Source organism: Brachybacterium saurashtrense (genome assembly GCF_003355475.1).
GTDB classification, from domain to species: domain Bacteria; phylum Actinomycetota; class Actinomycetes; order Actinomycetales; family Dermabacteraceae; genus Brachybacterium; species Brachybacterium saurashtrense.
Genome location: NZ_CP031356.1, coordinates 1,405,294 through 1,420,561, shown reverse-complemented (window position 1 = coordinate 1,420,561; position 15,268 = coordinate 1,405,294). Strand labels below are relative to the sequence as shown.

At 73.7% G+C, this 15,268-nt stretch carries 16 protein-coding genes; 9 read left to right on the top strand and 7 right to left on the bottom strand.

Annotated features, from left to right (window positions below):
• Positions 1–713 precede the first annotated feature (713 nt).
• Positions 714–1,184 (bottom strand): MarR family winged helix-turn-helix transcriptional regulator, encoded by a 471-nt coding sequence (locus DWV08_RS06440; protein ID WP_115413045.1) that lies wholly within the window; start codon positions 1,182–1,184, stop codon positions 714–716.
• Positions 1,185–1,241: 57 nt separating this feature from the next.
• Here DWV08_RS06440 and DWV08_RS06435 point away from each other — a divergent pair, with 57 nt between their 5' ends.
• The gene (locus tag DWV08_RS06435; protein WP_162801512.1) at positions 1,242–2,096 is read left to right on the top strand and encodes an alpha/beta fold hydrolase; all 855 of its coding nucleotides are present in this window, start codon (positions 1,242–1,244) and stop codon (positions 2,094–2,096) included.
• Between the two features lie 57 nt (positions 2,097–2,153).
• Positions 2,154–3,839: an ABC-ATPase domain-containing protein gene (locus DWV08_RS06430; protein WP_115413043.1), complete on the top strand. Its 1,686-nt coding sequence runs from the start codon at positions 2,154–2,156 to the stop codon at positions 3,837–3,839.
• On the opposite strand, the gene DWV08_RS06425 is transcribed toward DWV08_RS06430, so the two are convergent.
• From DWV08_RS06425 to DWV08_RS06400, 6 genes are read right to left on the bottom strand one after another with little or no spacing between them, the layout of a single operon-like run.
• Positions 3,815–4,438, bottom strand: coding sequence for an endonuclease III (locus tag DWV08_RS06425; protein WP_115413042.1), 624 nt, complete (start codon positions 4,436–4,438; stop codon positions 3,815–3,817). The two genes, DWV08_RS06430 and DWV08_RS06425, sit on opposite strands and share 25 nt — an antisense overlap.
• Positions 4,435–5,445 (bottom strand): sulfate/molybdate ABC transporter ATP-binding protein, encoded by a 1,011-nt coding sequence (locus DWV08_RS06420; RefSeq protein ID WP_115413041.1) that lies wholly within the window; start codon positions 5,443–5,445, stop codon positions 4,435–4,437. Before DWV08_RS06420 ends, DWV08_RS06425 begins: the two co-directional genes overlap by 4 nt.
• Positions 5,442–6,212: an ABC transporter permease gene (locus DWV08_RS06415; protein WP_115413040.1), complete on the bottom strand. Its 771-nt coding sequence runs from the start codon at positions 6,210–6,212 to the stop codon at positions 5,442–5,444. Before DWV08_RS06415 ends, DWV08_RS06420 begins: the two co-directional genes overlap by 4 nt.
• On the bottom strand, positions 6,209–7,000 hold the full coding sequence (gene modA, locus DWV08_RS06410; RefSeq protein WP_115413039.1) for a molybdate ABC transporter substrate-binding protein: 792 nt from the start codon (positions 6,998–7,000) through the stop codon (positions 6,209–6,211). The genes DWV08_RS06415 and modA overlap by 4 nt, the downstream gene beginning before the upstream one ends.
• Positions 6,997–7,416, bottom strand: a complete 420-nt coding sequence (locus DWV08_RS06405) for a TOBE domain-containing protein (protein ID WP_115413038.1) — start codon at positions 7,414–7,416, stop codon at positions 6,997–6,999. Before DWV08_RS06405 ends, modA begins: the two co-directional genes overlap by 4 nt.
• 39 nt (positions 7,417–7,455) lie before the next feature.
• Positions 7,456–8,496, bottom strand: a complete 1,041-nt coding sequence (locus tag DWV08_RS06400) for a YeiH family protein (protein ID WP_241237371.1) — start codon at positions 8,494–8,496, stop codon at positions 7,456–7,458.
• 71 nt (positions 8,497–8,567) lie between these two features.
• Here DWV08_RS06400 and DWV08_RS06395 point away from each other — a divergent pair, with 71 nt between their 5' ends.
• From DWV08_RS06395 to DWV08_RS06365, 7 genes are all read left to right on the top strand, one after another.
• On the top strand, positions 8,568–9,473 hold the full coding sequence (locus DWV08_RS06395) for a LysR family transcriptional regulator (protein WP_115413036.1): 906 nt from the start codon (positions 8,568–8,570) through the stop codon (positions 9,471–9,473).
• A gap of 52 nt (positions 9,474–9,525) precedes the next feature.
• On the top strand, positions 9,526–9,876 hold the full coding sequence (locus tag DWV08_RS06390; RefSeq protein WP_115413035.1) for a cupin domain-containing protein: 351 nt from the start codon (positions 9,526–9,528) through the stop codon (positions 9,874–9,876).
• 47 nt (positions 9,877–9,923) lie between these two features.
• Complete coding sequence (locus tag DWV08_RS06385; RefSeq protein WP_115413034.1) at positions 9,924–10,913, top strand: NYN domain-containing protein; 990 nt, start codon at positions 9,924–9,926, stop codon at positions 10,911–10,913.
• Positions 10,914–10,990: 77 nt separating this feature from the next.
• Positions 10,991–11,365, top strand: coding sequence for a DoxX family protein (locus DWV08_RS06380; protein WP_115413033.1), 375 nt, complete (start codon positions 10,991–10,993; stop codon positions 11,363–11,365).
• A 41-nt stretch (positions 11,366–11,406) separates the two neighbouring features.
• Positions 11,407–12,369, top strand: coding sequence for a squalene cyclase (locus DWV08_RS06375; RefSeq protein WP_115413032.1), 963 nt, complete (start codon positions 11,407–11,409; stop codon positions 12,367–12,369).
• A gap of 172 nt (positions 12,370–12,541) precedes the next feature.
• Positions 12,542–14,185: an ABC transporter substrate-binding protein gene (locus tag DWV08_RS06370; RefSeq protein WP_115413031.1), complete on the top strand. Its 1,644-nt coding sequence runs from the start codon at positions 12,542–12,544 to the stop codon at positions 14,183–14,185.
• Positions 14,182–15,267, top strand: a complete 1,086-nt coding sequence (locus tag DWV08_RS06365; RefSeq protein ID WP_115413030.1) for an ABC transporter permease — start codon at positions 14,182–14,184, stop codon at positions 15,265–15,267. Before DWV08_RS06370 ends, DWV08_RS06365 begins: the two co-directional genes overlap by 4 nt.
• Position 15,268 lies beyond the last annotated feature (1 nt).

The following is a 15,268-nucleotide window of genomic DNA, read 5'->3' as shown; positions in this document are numbered from 1 at the left end:
CTAATGTCGTTCGACGCGGTGGCAGGGACGGTCGCGGATGCGCTGCTCGATGAGGCGCTCGCCCCGGTTGCGCTAGGCCTGTCCGGCAGCTGGGGAAGAGCCAGTGAACCCGGTGCGATTCATCAGCCGAAAGGATCGGCTTGACTTGCCTGTCTGGTACTCGCTGATCGTCTCTCTTAAGACCAGGGAACAGGGTGTTGACCTCTACACGCCCGTCGCGACCGATCTCCGTGTGCCGCTCACGGTCGACGCAACGTAGCCTCAGCGCGGTTCGCTCCCAATCACGGGGAGCTGATCCGTCTGACGTCGCAATCCTGCTGAGTGTGTTGAGGCGCGGCGTCGATCACGACAGCAGGTGCTTCGTGTGCGTCCACACCGTCATCCGATGCACATCGAACCGCCGACAGATGGAGATCACGCTCTCGCCGTTCGCTCGCGCAGTTCGGATATCGTCCACTTGGCTGTCCGTCAGCGGTGTTCTAGCTCGTCTCCTAGGGTTCGTCACGACGCTCGGCTCGTCTTCGACGGCATCTTGCGGTTCATCGCCGGAGCCGAGTTTCGCCTGATTCCACGCGGAGCTGAGCCGCTCGAACCGCTGCCAGGTGTTCGGTTTGAGTCCACCCGCGTCCACTCGAGAAACCGTGAGACAGTGACTCGTCAGCAGGGCCCCGGCAGATGCCGGGGCCCTGCTGCTGTGTCGGGGTGATCGTCCGTCACCCCTCCTCCTCGAGGGCGAGGAGCGCCTGGTCCATGTGATGGAGCACCCGCAGCGTCCCGGCGAGCTCTGCGGCGGTGAGATCGCCGCCCACGCGTTCGAGCCGGGACCGCTCGCGTGCGAGGACGGCCGCGATGGCGGCATCGCCCGCCGGTGTGAGGCGCACGAGTCGGGAGCGGCGGTGTGCCGGATTGTCGACGAGCTCGACCAGGCCGTCGGCGCGCGCCCTGTCCACCATGCGCTGGGTGTACTGCCGGCTGAGGTCCTGGGTGCGCGCGAGCTGCGGGACGGTGCGGCGCCCGTCGCGCCGGAGCTGGTCCAGCACGTTGCGCACTCCCACCGACAGGCCGCTGACCTGCTCGTCCTGCTCCACGATCCGGGCCACGCGGCGGTACACGGGCCCGAGGGCCACGTACACCTCGGCGAGTCGGGCGGCGCGGGCGTCCGGGGGGAGGGGGACATCGCTCATCCGGCCAGTATGACACTCGGGTTGTCATTCTGCGCGCGGCATGACACCTTGGGTGTCATGAGCCCTGCAGAGACGCACCCCGGAGTGAACTTCCTCGACCTGGCGGACCAGACCATCGCCTACCGCGAGAGCGGCCCCTCGGGGGGAGGCCCGCCGCTGCTCCTGCTGCACGGCGGGGCGGTGGACTCCCGCATGTGGGGACCGCAGCTGGACGCGTTCCCGGGGCGGCGCGTCATCGCGCCCGATGCGCGCGGGCAAGGCGGCTCGAGCGACGCCGAGGCCCCCTACCGTCTCGTCGACGACGTGATCGCGCTGATGGATGCACTGCAGATCGACGTCGCCGTGCCGATCGGGATTTCCATGGGCGGCGGCACCGCCGTGGACCTGGCCCTGGAGTTCCCGGCGCGCGTCGCCGCACTCGTGGTCAGCGGCACCGGCACGAGTCAGCCGGAGTTCACCGACCCGTGGGCGCTGCAGGCCTTCGCGGACTGGCGGGAGGCGGAGCAGGGCACCGACCCCGAGGCCTGGATCGCGGTGCTCCAGCGCTTCACCGCGGGCCCGCACCGCACGCGCGGGCAGGTCGATCCCGCGGTGTGGGCGCTCATCGACACCATGGCCCGGGACACCCTGGCCCAGCACCTGCGGCTCGACCCCGACGGCCGCCCTCTGCCCCCGGTCCCGCCCACCCCGGTCGCCGACCCCTGGGGACGGCTCGGGGAGATCGCCGCCCCCGTGCTCGCGCTCTCCGGGGCGCTCGACGGGGACGATCACCGGGGGATGGGGGCACGGCTCGTCCGCTCCGTCAGCGGTCCCGCGCGCCATGTCGAGGTGCCCGGCGCCGCCCACTACCCGAACCTCGAGGCGCCGGAGCTGTTCGACGCCGCGGTGCAGGAGCTGGTGGACGCGCTGTGACCGACAGGCGATAGCGTGGTCCACCGCCCCTGACCCCGAGCGAGAGGCGCGAGAGCCATGACCGCCGACGCGACCGCCCTGGCACGCACCCTCACCGCGATCGACTCCCGCGGCTACGGCGCCTACAAGGAGCTGCACGGCCGCTACGACCTCGGGCCCTGCCGCCTGGTGGTCGACCACGTGCAGGCAGACCCCTACGCCCCGCCCTCGCTGATGCGCCTGATCGTGGACCGGGCGGAGGCGGCCCTGCCCGAGGACCTCCTGGACGACCGGCGCGGACGAGTCGCCACCACCGACTTCCTCGCCCGTGCCGTCGCGGCCGCCGCCGCCCGTCACGGCGAGGGGATCCTCACCGGAGCGCCCGGGCAGGAGGTGCTCGAGCGCACCAGCGTGGCCGTCACCGCGGAGGGTATCGAGGCGCGACTGGCGGTGCCGCTGCCCGCCTCCGGGCGCCGAGTGCGCGGCCGGCAGGCGGCGCGCCTGCTCACCGAGGCGCTGCCCCGGATCGCGGAGTCATCGCTGCGGGCCGCGACCCTGGACGTGGAGGCGCTGCGCCGGCACGTCACCCTGCACCGCGACCAGGAGGCGCTGCGGGACCGGCTGGCAGGCCGGGGCCTGGTGGCCTTCGTGGGGGACGGCGCGATCCTGCCCCGCCGTGCGGGGGACTCGGACCTCCCGCTCGTCGGCGGCGCGGTGCCCTTCACGAGCCCCGCCTCGCTGCGGGTCCGGTTCGAGCTGCCCAGCGGTCGGAGCGTGCAGGGGATGGGCGTGCCCGACGGGGTCACGGTGATCGTCGGCGGCGGCTACCACGGCAAGTCCACGCTGCTGCGGGCGCTCGCGCGGGGCGTGCACCCGCACGTGGAGGGCGATGGCCGCGAATGGGTGATCGCCCGGGCCGACGCCGCGGCGCTGCGCGCCGAGGACGGCCGCTCCGTGGCCGGTGTGGACATCTCCCCGTTCCTCGCGGGCCTGCCCTCCGGCGCCGACACCCGCGCCTTCTCCACCACCAACGCCTCGGGCTCCACCTCCCAGGCCGCTTCGCTGGTCGAGGCGGTCGACGCCGGCGCATCGGCGGTGCTGCTGGACGAGGACACCTCGGCCACCAACATGATGTTCCGCGACGAGCGCATGCGGGCCCTCGTCTCCGTCGAGCGGGAGCCGATCACCCCCTTCGTGGACCGGGTGCGGCCCCTGCTGCACGAGCGGGGCGTCTCCACCGTGCTGGTGGCGGGCGGCTCCGCCGCCTTCCTCGACGTGGCCGACTGCGTCATCGCGATGGACGAGTACGTCCCCCACGACGTCACCGCCCGGGCCCGCGAGCTCGCCGGCGCCGCGCCCAAGGCGACGGCGGGCGGGGTGTTCGGGCCTTCGCGCCCCCGTCGTCCCGCGCCCGGCGTGCTGCGCCCGGCCGGGAAGCGCCGGCCCGCCGCCGCGAAGGGCCGGGCCACGATCCGGTTCGGGCAGGAGAGCATCGACCTCGCGGCGCAGTCCCAGCTGGTCGACGCCGCGCAGACCCAGGCCGTCGCGCACGCCCTGGACCGCCTCGCCGAGCTGCTGGACGCCCCCGGCACCGGAGCCGCCGAGGATCTCGGCACCGCGATCGCCGCACTGTGCGCCCGCCTGGACGCGGAGGGGCTCGAGGCCCTCTCGCCCCATCGCGGCCATCCCGGCCACCTCGCCCGGCCGCGCGCCCTGGAGATCCACGCGGCCGTGAACCGCTACCGGGGGCTGCGGCTCGCCTGACGGGACGCCGCGGCCGCGCGGGCCTTGCCCTCCTCGACGATCAGTCCGTGCAGCTCGGCGAGTTCGGCCACCGTGAACCCGGCCGCGGCCAGCGGCTGCTCGAGAGCGCGACGGAAGGCGGGGTACGAGGCGGGGACCGCCATGCCGCGCTCGCGCAGCAGGCGCCGGGCGTACTCGTCGCACAGGAACGCGGGCCGGCCGAAGCAGTACAGGCTGATCGCATCGGCCGTCTCCTCGCCCACGCCCTCCACGGCGAGCAGGTCGCGGCGCAGCGCCGCATCGTCCAGCGCGTGGGCCGCCTCGGCGTGCTCCGCCCACCACCGCGCCAGCGCCTGCACCCGGCGGGGCTTGGCGCGCGGGAACCCGGCCGGCCGCACCAGCTCCCGCACCGTCCCCTCCTCGGCGGCGGCCAGCGGCGCTGGTGCCAGCAGGCCCGCCCCACGCAGCGCCGTGAGGGACGCGGCGGCCTGCTCCCAGCGGCTGCGCTGCACCAGCACCGCGCCGAGCGCGATCTCGAAGGGCTCCTCGCCGGGCCACCACCAGCCCTGCGGGCCGTGGAGCGCGCGGAGCTCGCGGTGCAGGGGGCGCAGAGCGATCATGCGCGGTAGGTTGCCACGTCCTCGCGCGGCACCGCGAGCCGCACCGGAGCGCCCGGGCGCAGAGCGTGGGCGGCCACCTGCTGCCCGGAGAGGTCCGCGGCGAGATCCTCGGTGCGCACCCGGACCAGGTCCCCGTGGGGGAGCAGGCTGCGCACCGTGCGCCGCAGACCGCCGTCGGCGACGGGCCGCACCGCGGCCGGGCGGAAGGCGGCGTGCACGGAGGCGTCCGCGGGATGCGCCCCCGCGGCCGGCAGGCGCGAGCCGTCCTCGAGCACCACGGCACCGGCGTCCCAGCGGCCCGTGAGCAGGTTCAGCCCGGCGAAGCGGGCCGTGAAGGCGGAGCGCGGGCGGGTGAGCAGCTCGGCGGCCGCCCCCTGCTCCACGATCCGGCCCCCCTCGAGGACCGCCAGGGAGTCCGCCAGGGTGAGGGCGTCGAGCACGTCGTGGGTGACGATCACCGCGGTGCGGCCGGCCAGGTAGTGCCGCAGCTGCTCGCGCAGGGCCGCGGCCACGTCGATGTCCAGCGCCGCCATCGGCTCGTCCAGCAGCAGCAGCTGCGGCGCGGCGGCGAGCGCCCGCGCGATCGCGACCCGCTGCGCCTGACCGCCGGAGAGCTGCCGGGGCCGACGGTCCGCCAGCGCCGAGAGCTCCAGCTCGTCGAGCCACCGGGCGGCCTCGCCGCGGGCCCGTGCCCGGCTCACGCCCCGGGCACGCAGGGCGAAGGCGATGTTCGCCCGGGCCGTCAGGTGCGGGAAGAGCACCGGGTCCTGGCTGAGCGTGGTGACCCGTCGGGCGTGCGGCGGCACCCACGCGCCCGGCCCCGTGAGCAGCTGCCCGGCGAGCTCCACCCGGCTGTGCCCGTCGCGCAGGGTCCCCGCCACCAGGGAGAGCACTGTCGACTTCCCGGCGCCGTTCGGGCCCACCAGGGCGAGAGTGCCGCCGTCTGGGACCTGGAGGCGGAGGTCCACACCCCGCGAGGGGACGTCCGCGTGCAGGTGCAGGGTCATGCTGTCGCCCTCCGCCGCGCCACCGCGATCACCAGCACCGCCACCAGCATCAGCAGGAAGGACAGCGCCACGGCGGCGTCCGGATCGCTCTCCCGCTGCAGGTAGATCTCCAGCGGCAGGGTGCGGGTGGTGCCCTGCAGCGAGCCGGCGAAGGTGATGGTGGCGCCGAACTCGCCCAGCGCCCGGGCGAAGCTGAGCACCGTCCCCGAGGCCAGGGCGGGCAGCACCAGCGGCAGCGTCACCTGCAGCAGCACCCGGGAGGGCCGCGCGCCCAGCGAGGCGGCGGCACGCTCGTAGCGGGTGCCGGCCGTGCGCAGGGCGCCCTCGAGGCTGATCACCAGGAACGGCATCGCCACGAAGGTCTGGGCGAGGATCACCGCCGTGGTGGAGAACGCGATCTGCACCCCCAGCAGCTCCAGGGTGCGCCCCAGCAGGCCCTGCCGGCCGAAGGTGTACAGCAGGGCGATGCCGCCCACGACGGGCGGCAGCACCAGCGGGATCAGCACCAGTGCCCGCAGCAGCGGCAGGCCGGGCACTCTCGCGCGCGCCAGCAGCAGGGACATCGGCACCCCCAGCAGCACGCACAGCAGCGTGCTGACGCCGGCGGTGAGCAGGCTCAGCCGCAGCGCCGCGAGGCTGGAGTCGCTGGTGATCAGTGTGCCGAACCGGCCCCACGGCACCTGCAGCGCCACCGCCAGCAGCGGCAGCAGCACCAGGCCGCCGCCCAGCAGCGCGGGCACCAGCACCCAGCGGGGCAGCGAGCTCACGGGCCGCCGAACCCGTGCGCGGCGAGCACCTGCTGCCCCTCCGGGGAGGTGACCAGGTCCACGAACTCCTGGCCGAGCTCGGGCTGCGCGGCGCCCTCGACGGTGCTGATCGGGTACAGGTTCACCGCGTGCTGCGCCTCGGGGAAGGAGATCCCCTCCACGGCGTCCCCGCCCCGTCGTACATCGGTGGTGTACACGAGCCCGGCGTCGGCCTGGCCGCTGGTGACCTTGTTGAGCACGTCGGTCACGGACTGCTCCTCGCTCACGGGCGCGAGCTCGAGCCCCGCCGCCTCCTGCACGGTGCGCGTCGCGGCGCCGCAGGGCACCTCCGGGGCGCACACCACCAGCGCCACCTCCGGATCGGCGAGGTCCTCGAGGGAGGCGACGCCCGCGGGATTGCCGGCCGGCACCGCGATCTCCAGGGTGTTGGTGGCCATGTCCACGGGCGCGGACGCCGTGCGGCCGGCGTCGACCAGCTTGTCCATGTTCGCGGTGTTCGCGGAGGCGAAGACGTCCGCCGGGGCGCCCTGCAGGATCTGCTCGACCAGCGTGGAGGAGCCGGCGTAGTTGACCGCCACCTCCACGCCCGGGTGCTGCTGCTCGAACATCGCGCCGATCTCGTCGAACGGCTCGGCGAGGGAGGCGGCGGCGTGGACGTGCAGGGTGAGGCTCTCCCCGTCGTCCGAGGAGCCGGAGGTGTCGGAGGAGGCGGAGCCGCAGGCCGCGGCGAGCAGGAGGGTCGCGGCGGCCCCGGCGAGGGCGCGGGCGAGACGCCCGGGCCCGGTCATGGTCTGTCCCCGTCCGTGCGTGCGACCGGTGCCGCCTCGATGACCACCTGCGTGGCCTTCACCGAGGCGGTCGCCACCGCGCCCGGCGCCAGCTCCAGCTCGCGGGCCGCCTCGCTGCTCATCAGCGAGACCACGCGGAAGGGGCCGCACTGCAGCTCCACCTGCGCCATCACCGTATCCATCACCACGTCGGTGACCAGGCCCACGAAGCGGTTCCGGGCCGAGGAGGCAGTGCCCGGGACGTCCGGGGCGACGGCCAGGTCGCGGGCCAGGCGCGCCACCTCGGCGCCGTCGAGCACCATCCTCCCGGCCGCATCCGTGCCCGCCTCCAGGGCGCCCTTCTCTACTCGTCGCCGTACCGTGTCCTCGCTGACACCGAGGAACAGCGCCGCCTCTCGTACTCGCAATTGCGTCATGGGCGGCACTATACCGGCGCATCTGCGGCCCTCCGGGGACTATCGGGTCAGGAGCACCCCGCCCAGGGCCAGCGTCGCGACCAGCAGGGTGGACAGCGCGGCGAGAACCAGGGGGCGCACCCCCACGCGCAGCAGGCTGCGCAGGCGCACGCCGGTGCCCAGCGCGAACATCGCCGCCGCCAGCAGGAGAGTTTGCAGGGCGGCGCCGAGATCCAGCGCGGGCGAGGGCAGGGGCAGCAGCGAGCGCGCCGCCACCATCGCGAGGAATCCCAGCACGAACAGCGGCACCAGCGGGGGCCGAGCGCCCTCCGCGGCGCCGCGGCGGCGCTGCTGGAGGCTCAGCACCGCCATCACCGGGGCGAGCATCAGCACGCGCGCCAGCTTCACGATCACCGCGAGCGTGAGCGCGGTGCCGCCCAGCACGCCGCCGGCGGCCACCACCTGTGCGACCTCGTGGATCGACGCCCCCGCCCAGAGGCCGGCGGTCTCCGGGGCGAGGCCGAGCGCCGCCGCGAGCGCGGGCACCGCCGCGATCATCACCGTGCCGCACAGCACCACCAGGGCGATCGCGGTGACGGTGTGCTCCTCGTGCCGCTCCTCCGGGTCGGTCACCCCAGCGGCCGCCGCCACCGCAGCCGCGCCGCAGATGGAGAAGCCGCAGGCCACCAGGAGCGCCAGCTGCCGGTCCACGCCGAGCACGCGACCCAGCGCCACCGTGCCCAGCACGCCGCCGGTGACCACCGCCGCCACCACGGCCAGCATCGGCAGGCCCAGCGAGAGCAGATCGCCGAGCACCACCTGCAGCCCCAGCAGCACGATGCCCGCCCGCAGGAGGCGCTTGCCCGCCACGGACAGCCCCGGGGCGAGCGCCGCCGGGACTCCCGAGAGGTTCGCCAGCGCGATGCCCGCCACGATCGCGAGCAGCAGGGCGCTCACCCCGGGCACGCGCGGTGCCAGCAGCATCGAGCCCGCCGCCACGGCGAGAGCGACGGCGAGGCCGGGCCACAGGCGGGGGAGCGCGGGAGGAGCGGCCGCGGCAGGGGCGGCCGACGGCGCGGGGGCAGGGACGGAACGGGACATGCGCAGTACGTTCCCAGCCCCCGCCCCGGCGCGGTAGGGCGCACTTCGCGACCAGGGCATATGATTCTGATATGACTGAGGCGCTGCCGAACCTCCAGGCCCTCGCCCTGTTCCTCGCCGTGGTGGACGAGGGCGGGCTGGGCGCCGGGGCGCGCCGCGCCGGCATCCACCAGCCCAACGCCAGCCGCACCATCGCCCAGCTCGAGGCGCAGGCGGGGACCGCCCTGCTGGAGCGGGGGCCGCGCGGGTCCCGCCCCACCGCGGCCGGCCTGCTCTACGCGGCGCACGCCCGGGAGCTGCTCCAGGCGGCGGAGGAGTTCTCCGACTGGCTGCGGCACACCCGCGACGAGGACGCCCGCGAGCTGCGGGTGGGCGCGAGCATGACCATCGCCGAGCACCTGATGCCGGCCTGGCTCGCCGCGCTGCGCCGCCGCGACGGCCGGGTGCGGGCCGCGCTCGAGGTGCTCAACTCCACCCAGGTGCTCGCCGGCATCCACGACGGAAGGCTCCGGCTCGGCTTCGTCGAGACCCCGCACGTGCCCCGCGGCGTCCACGCGCTGCGACTGCGGGAGGACGAGCTGGTGGTGGTCGTCGCCCCGGACCATCCCTGGGCCGCGCGGGCCGAGGAGCTGCCCGTGCAGGAGCTCGCCCGCACCCCGCTGGTCGTGCGGGAGAGCGGCTCCGGCACCCGGGACGCCTTCGAGGAGCTGCTGCCGGAGGCTGCCGCGACCCCGCCGGTGCAGGAGCTGGGCAGCAACGCCGCGGTGCGCATCGCGGTCGCCGCCGGGGCCGGGCCGGCGGTGCTGAGCATGCTCGCGGTGCGCTCCTTCCTCGAGAGCGGCCAGCTGTGCCGGGTCCCGGTGGAAGGGATGCGGCTGCGCCGTCTGCTCACCGCCGTGTGGACCGGGCCGCGGCGCCTCAGCGGACCGGCCGCGGAGCTGGTGGCCGTCGCCTCGGAGGTCGTGCACGAGCAGTGAGGCGCCTCGGGGTACGGTCCTCGACAACACCGACTCCCCGAGGAGGGATCCTGTGCCCGTTCTCACCAGCACCGACGCGCTCGCCCCCGAGCCCCGCCGCGGCGCCGTGTGGTCCATCGCCGAGCCCGGGCGGGAGCTCGACGCGAACGTGATCCGGCTCCCGGCCGGGGAGAGCATCCCGGCCCACCGCGGCGCGGAGGTGGACACCCTGATCCACGTGGTGCGCGGCGGCGGCGCCCTGCTCGGCGAGGACGGGGAGGAGGAGCTGCGACCCGGCGACGTGGCGCTGCTGCCGCGCCGCAGCGTGCGCGGGTTCCGCGCCGGCCCGGACGGGCTCGAGTACCTCACCGTGCACCGGGTCCGGCAGGCGCTGCGGATCGGCGGCGCGCCCGGCGCGTCCTGAGCGCGCCGTCGTCGGCACCATCTCCGCGGAGCAGGCAGACTGGGGGCATGGCAGAGTCACAGGATCCCCGCGTCGCCGTCTACCTCGACTTCGACAACATCGTCATGTCCTGGTACGACCGGGTGCACGGCCGTCAGGCCTACAGCCGCGACCGGCAGCGCATCGCCGAGGACCCGACCGAGCCCGAGATCGCCGAGCGCCTGGCCAAGGCCACCGTGGACGTGGGCGCGATCATCGACTACGCCGCCTCCTTCGGCGCGCTGATGCTCACCCGTGCCTATGCCGACTGGTCCTCCCCGGTCAACGCCGAGTACCGCAGCCAGCTGGTGGCCCGCGCCGTGGACCTGGTGCAGCTGTTCCCGGCCGCCGCCTACGCGAAGAACGGCGCGGACATCCGCCTGGCGGTCGACACGGTCGAGGACCTGTACCTCATGCCGGACCTCACCCACGTGGTGATCGTCGCCGGGGACTCCGACTACGTGCCCCTCGCCCAGCGCTGCCGCCGCCTGGGCCGGTACGTGATCGCGATGGGGGTGGCGGGCTCCACCGCGAAGTCCCTCGCCGCCGCCTGCGACGAGTTCGAGAGCTACGAGAACCTCCCCGGCGTGGAGCAGCCCTCCCGCCCCCAGCGCAGCCGGGCGCGCCGCTCCGGCACCGCCGCCCCGACCACCGGCCCGTCCGAGCAGGGCGGCGGCCGCTCGCGCCGCGGCGGCGAGACCGAGTCGAAGGCCCAGGCCGCGGAGCGGGCCGCCCAGGAGGCCGCGGAGGCGGCCGAGGAGACGGACGAGGACGACCTCGGCGAGGACCCGCGCGAGGCCGCGGCGCAGCTGCTGCAGCGGGCACTGCAGCTGGGCGGACGGGGCGACAGCGAGTGGCTGCACGCCTCCGCGGTGAAGTCCCACATGCGCCGCATGGACTCCTCCTTCAGCGAGAAGGCGATCGGCTACCGCTCCTTCAACGACTTCCTCAAGGCGAACGCGCAGATCGCGGAGCTCGAGGAGAGCGGGCACGAGCGCCTGGTGCGCGCCCGCGAATGAGGGCGCGGCCCCCGTTCCCGTGACAGCGGCGGCATGACCGGGGGATACTGGGACGCCCCGTCGAAGGAGGCGCCCCGATGGACCTGGTGCTGTGGATACTCGCTTTCGTGCTCGCCGCGATCTTCGCCGCGACTGGACTGATGAAGCTGCTCGTCGCCCGTGACCAGCAGATCGTGCGCACCCCCTATGTCGAGGACTTCCCCCAGGGAGTGATCCGCGGGATCGGCGCGCTGGAGCTGCTGGGGGCGCTGGGGCTGATCCTGCCGGGGCTGCTCTCGGTGGCCACGATCCTGGTGCCCATGGCCGCGGCCGGGCTCGCCATCACGATGGTGTTCGCGGCGCTCGTGCACCAGCGCCGCGGCGACGGCACCGCCGCGATGGTGCCCTCGATCGTGCTGGCCGTCCTCTCCGTGGCCGTGGCCTGGCTGCGCTTCGGGGTGTACCCGCTGTAGATCGCCTTGTCCCCGCGGGCCGCGGCGAGGAGGATCGGGGCATGGCACCCACCGACGTGATCCCCTGGCTCCTCGACACCGACCCGGCGCTGCGCTGGCAGGTGGAGCGGGACCTGCTCGACGCCCCCGCCGTGCAGTGGGAGGCCACCCGCGCCCGCATCCCCCACGAGGGCTTCGGCGCCGCGCTGCTGGAGAAGCAGGACCCGGCGACAGGACTGTGGGCCGGCGGCGCGTTCTTCCCCGCCGGGTACCTCGAGGACCCCGAGAGCGCGACCCTGCCCGGCCAACCCTGGACAGCGACCACCTGGTCGCTCACCACCCTGCGGGAATGGGGGATGGATCCCGCGCCGCTGCGCGAGCGCGACACCGCCGCGATGCTCGCCCGCACCGCGCACTGGGAGTACGACCCCTCCCTGCCGTACTGGGGCGGCGAGGTGGACGTGTGCATCAACGCGATGACGCTCGCCAACGGGCTCTGGCTGGGCGCGGACGTCGAGCCTCTCGCCACCTGGTTCGCCGAGCACACCATGGCCGAGGGCGGCTGGAACTGCGAGGCGGTGGAGGGCTCCACCCGGGCGAGCTTCCACTCCACCCTCAACGCCCTGCGCGCCCTGCACGAGCACGAGCGGGCCACCGGCGGCACCGACGCCCTGCGCGCCGCGCAGCGGGCCGGCGAGGAGTACCTCCTGCAGCGCCGGCTCACCCGGCGGCTGAGCACGGGGGAGCTGGTGGGGCCGTGGGTGGACCACTTCCTGTACCCGCCCCGCCACATCTACACCGCCCTGCGGGCGCTGGACCACTTCCGGCACGCGGGCCGGCGCGATCCCCGCATGGAGGACGCGATCGCGATGGTGGAGGACGCCCAGCAGGCCGACGGCACCTGGCTGCAGCAGCACGTCCTGCCCGGCGCGGTGTGGTTCGAGGTGGACGTGCGCGTGGGCGAGCCGTCGCCCTGGCTGACCATGCAGGCCCTGCGCGTGCTGCGCTGGTGGCACGCGGGCTGACCGGGTCACGGTTCCGTCACGTGAACGGGCGTGTCGGCCGTCGGTTCGCTCCCGGCGGCGCGCGCTGTTAGGTTGCGGGGCACCCCCGTTGGTGCCGTGCGTCACATGTGCGGTGCCGATGTTCACGACGCCGTGCCCCCGCACGGCGCCTCCCACACCCCTGGAGGACGCCATGTTCGATGCCGCTCTGACCCCCACCCGCCGCACCCTGCTGCTGTCGATGGCCGGCGTGCCCGTGCTGCTCAGCGCCTGCGCGCAGACCAGCGAGGACGGCGGTGACGGCGGCGGCAGCGGCGGCGAGGGCGGCACCATCACCGTGGGCACCACCGACAAGGTCACCTCGCTCGACCCCGCCGCCGCCTACGACAACGGCTCCTCCACGGTGTGGACCCAGTGCTACGGCTACCTGCTCAGCGTCGCCATCGGCTCCGAGGACGGCCGCCCCGAGCCGGACCTCGCCGAGACCGCCGAGTTCACCGGCGACACGGTGTACACGGTGACCCTCAAGGAAGGCCTCACCTTCGCCAACGGCAACACGCTGACCAGCGAGGACGTGAAGCACTCCTTCGATCGGACGATCGCGATCAACGACCCCAACGGTCCGTCCAGCCTGCTGGGGAACCTCGACAGCGTGGAGATCGTCGACGATCTCACCGTCGAGTTCCACCTCAAGCAGGCCGGCGACCAGACCTTCCCCTACGTGCTCACCAGCCCCGCGGGCCCGATCGTGGACGCGGACGTGTTCCCGGCCGACGAGGTGCTGCCGGACAACGACATCGTGGACGCCGAGGCGTTCTCCGGCCCGTACCGGATCACCAGCTGGGCCATCAACGAGCTCGTGACCTTCGAGGCGTTCGAGGACTACGCGGGCCTGTACGGCACCCCGGCCACCGCGAGCGTGGTGATGTCCTACTACGCCGATCAGAACAACATGAAGCTCGACATCCAGCAGGGGAACATCGACTGCGTGTGGCGCTCGCTCTCCGCCACCGACATCGCCGACCTGCAGAGCGACGACGCGGTCACCGTGCACGACGGCCCCGGCGGCGAGATCCGCTACATCGTGTTCAACTTCCACACCAACCCCTATGGCGAGGAGACGGAGGACGCCGATCCCGACAAGGCCCGTGCGGTGCGCCAGGCGGTCGCGGACCTGCTGGACCGCGAGGCGATCTCCACCTCCGTGTACAACGGCACCTACACGCCGCTGTACTCGTACATCCCCGAGGGACTGCCCGGCTCCGGCACGCAGTTCCAGGACATGTACGGCGACGGCTCCGGCGGCCCGGACCCGGACCGCGCGCGCACGCGGCTCGAGGACGCCGGCGTGGAGATCCCGGTGTCCCTGAGCCTGCAGTACAACCCGGACCACTACGGCAACTCCTCCGGCGACGAGTACGCCGCGGTGAAGAGCCAGCTGGAGGCCGACGGCCTGTTCGAGGTGGACCTGCAGTCCACCGAGTGGGTGCAGTACTCCGAGGACCGCGTGGCCGACGTGTACCCCGCCTATCAGCTGGGCTGGTTCCCGGACTACTCGGACGCGGACAACTACCTCGCCCCGTTCTTCGCCACCGAGAACTTCCTGGGCAACCACTACTCGAACCCTGAGGTGGACGAGCTCATCGCGCAGCAGCGCGGCACCGAGGACGAGGCCGAGCGGGAGGCGCTGTTCGTGCAGATCCAGGACCTCGTCGCGGAGGACATCTCCACCCTGCCGCTGCTGCAGGGCGCGCAGATCGCGGTCTCCACCGCCGAGGTGCAGGGCGTCACCCTCGATTCGTCCTTCAAGTTCCGCGTCTCGCCGCTGTCGAAGTGAGCACCGCCGCGGAGACCACGGCCCCCGCTGCTCCCCGCCCCGCGCGCCGGCGTGGGGCGGGCGGCGGCCTGGGCCGGTACATCCTGGTCCGGTTCCTGCTCATCATCCCCACCGTCCTCATCCTCATGACGATGGTGTTCTTCCTGATGAGGATCACCGGCGACCCGATCACCGCGGCGCTGGGCGGCCGGCTCACCCCGTCCCAGCTCGCCGAGCGCCGGGCGGAGGCCGGGTACGACAGACCGCTGATCGTGCAGTACGGCGACTACCTGCTGGGCGTGCTGCGCGGCGACTTCGGCACCACGTACACCGACAACACGCCGGTGGCCGAGGTGCTCACCACGTACGGCGCCGCGACCTTCGAGCTGGTGATGTACGCGCTCGTGGTGGCGCTGCTGCTGGGCGTGCCGCTGGGCATGATCGCCGCCCGCACCCGCGACCGCTGGCCGGATGCGGTGCTGCGGATCGTGGCGATCCTGGGCTACGCCACCCCGGTGTTCTTCGTGGGACTGCTGCTGAAGCTGGTGTTCTCCGTGGGCCTGGACTGGTTCCCGGTGGCCGGGCGGCTCTCCACCGGCGGGCAGATCACGATGTCCACCATCCTGAACCCCAGCCCGTTCTACCTCCTGGACGCGCTGCGCCTGGGGGACCTCGCGTTGCTGCAGGACGTGCTGCGCCACGCCGTGCTGCCGGCGGTCGCGCTGGGCATCCTCACCGGCGGGATCTTCCTGCGCCTGGTGCGCACCAACATGATCGGCACCCTGGAGCAGCAGTACATCGAATCCGCCCGCTCCCGCGGCGTGGCCGAGACCCGGCTGACCACGCGGCACGGACTGCGCCCCGCGCTGATCCCGATCATCACGGTGATGGGGATGCAGATCGCGCTGATGCTGGGCGGCGCGGTGCTCACCGAGACCACCTTCGAATGGAACGGGCTGGGATACATGCTCGCGGAGTACATGAAGGCCCGTGACTACGTGGCCGTGCAGGGCATCGTCATGATGCTCGCCGTGATCGTCGCGGTCTCCAACTTCGTCGTGGACGTGATCGCGGCGCTGATCGACCCGAGGGTGAGGTACTGAC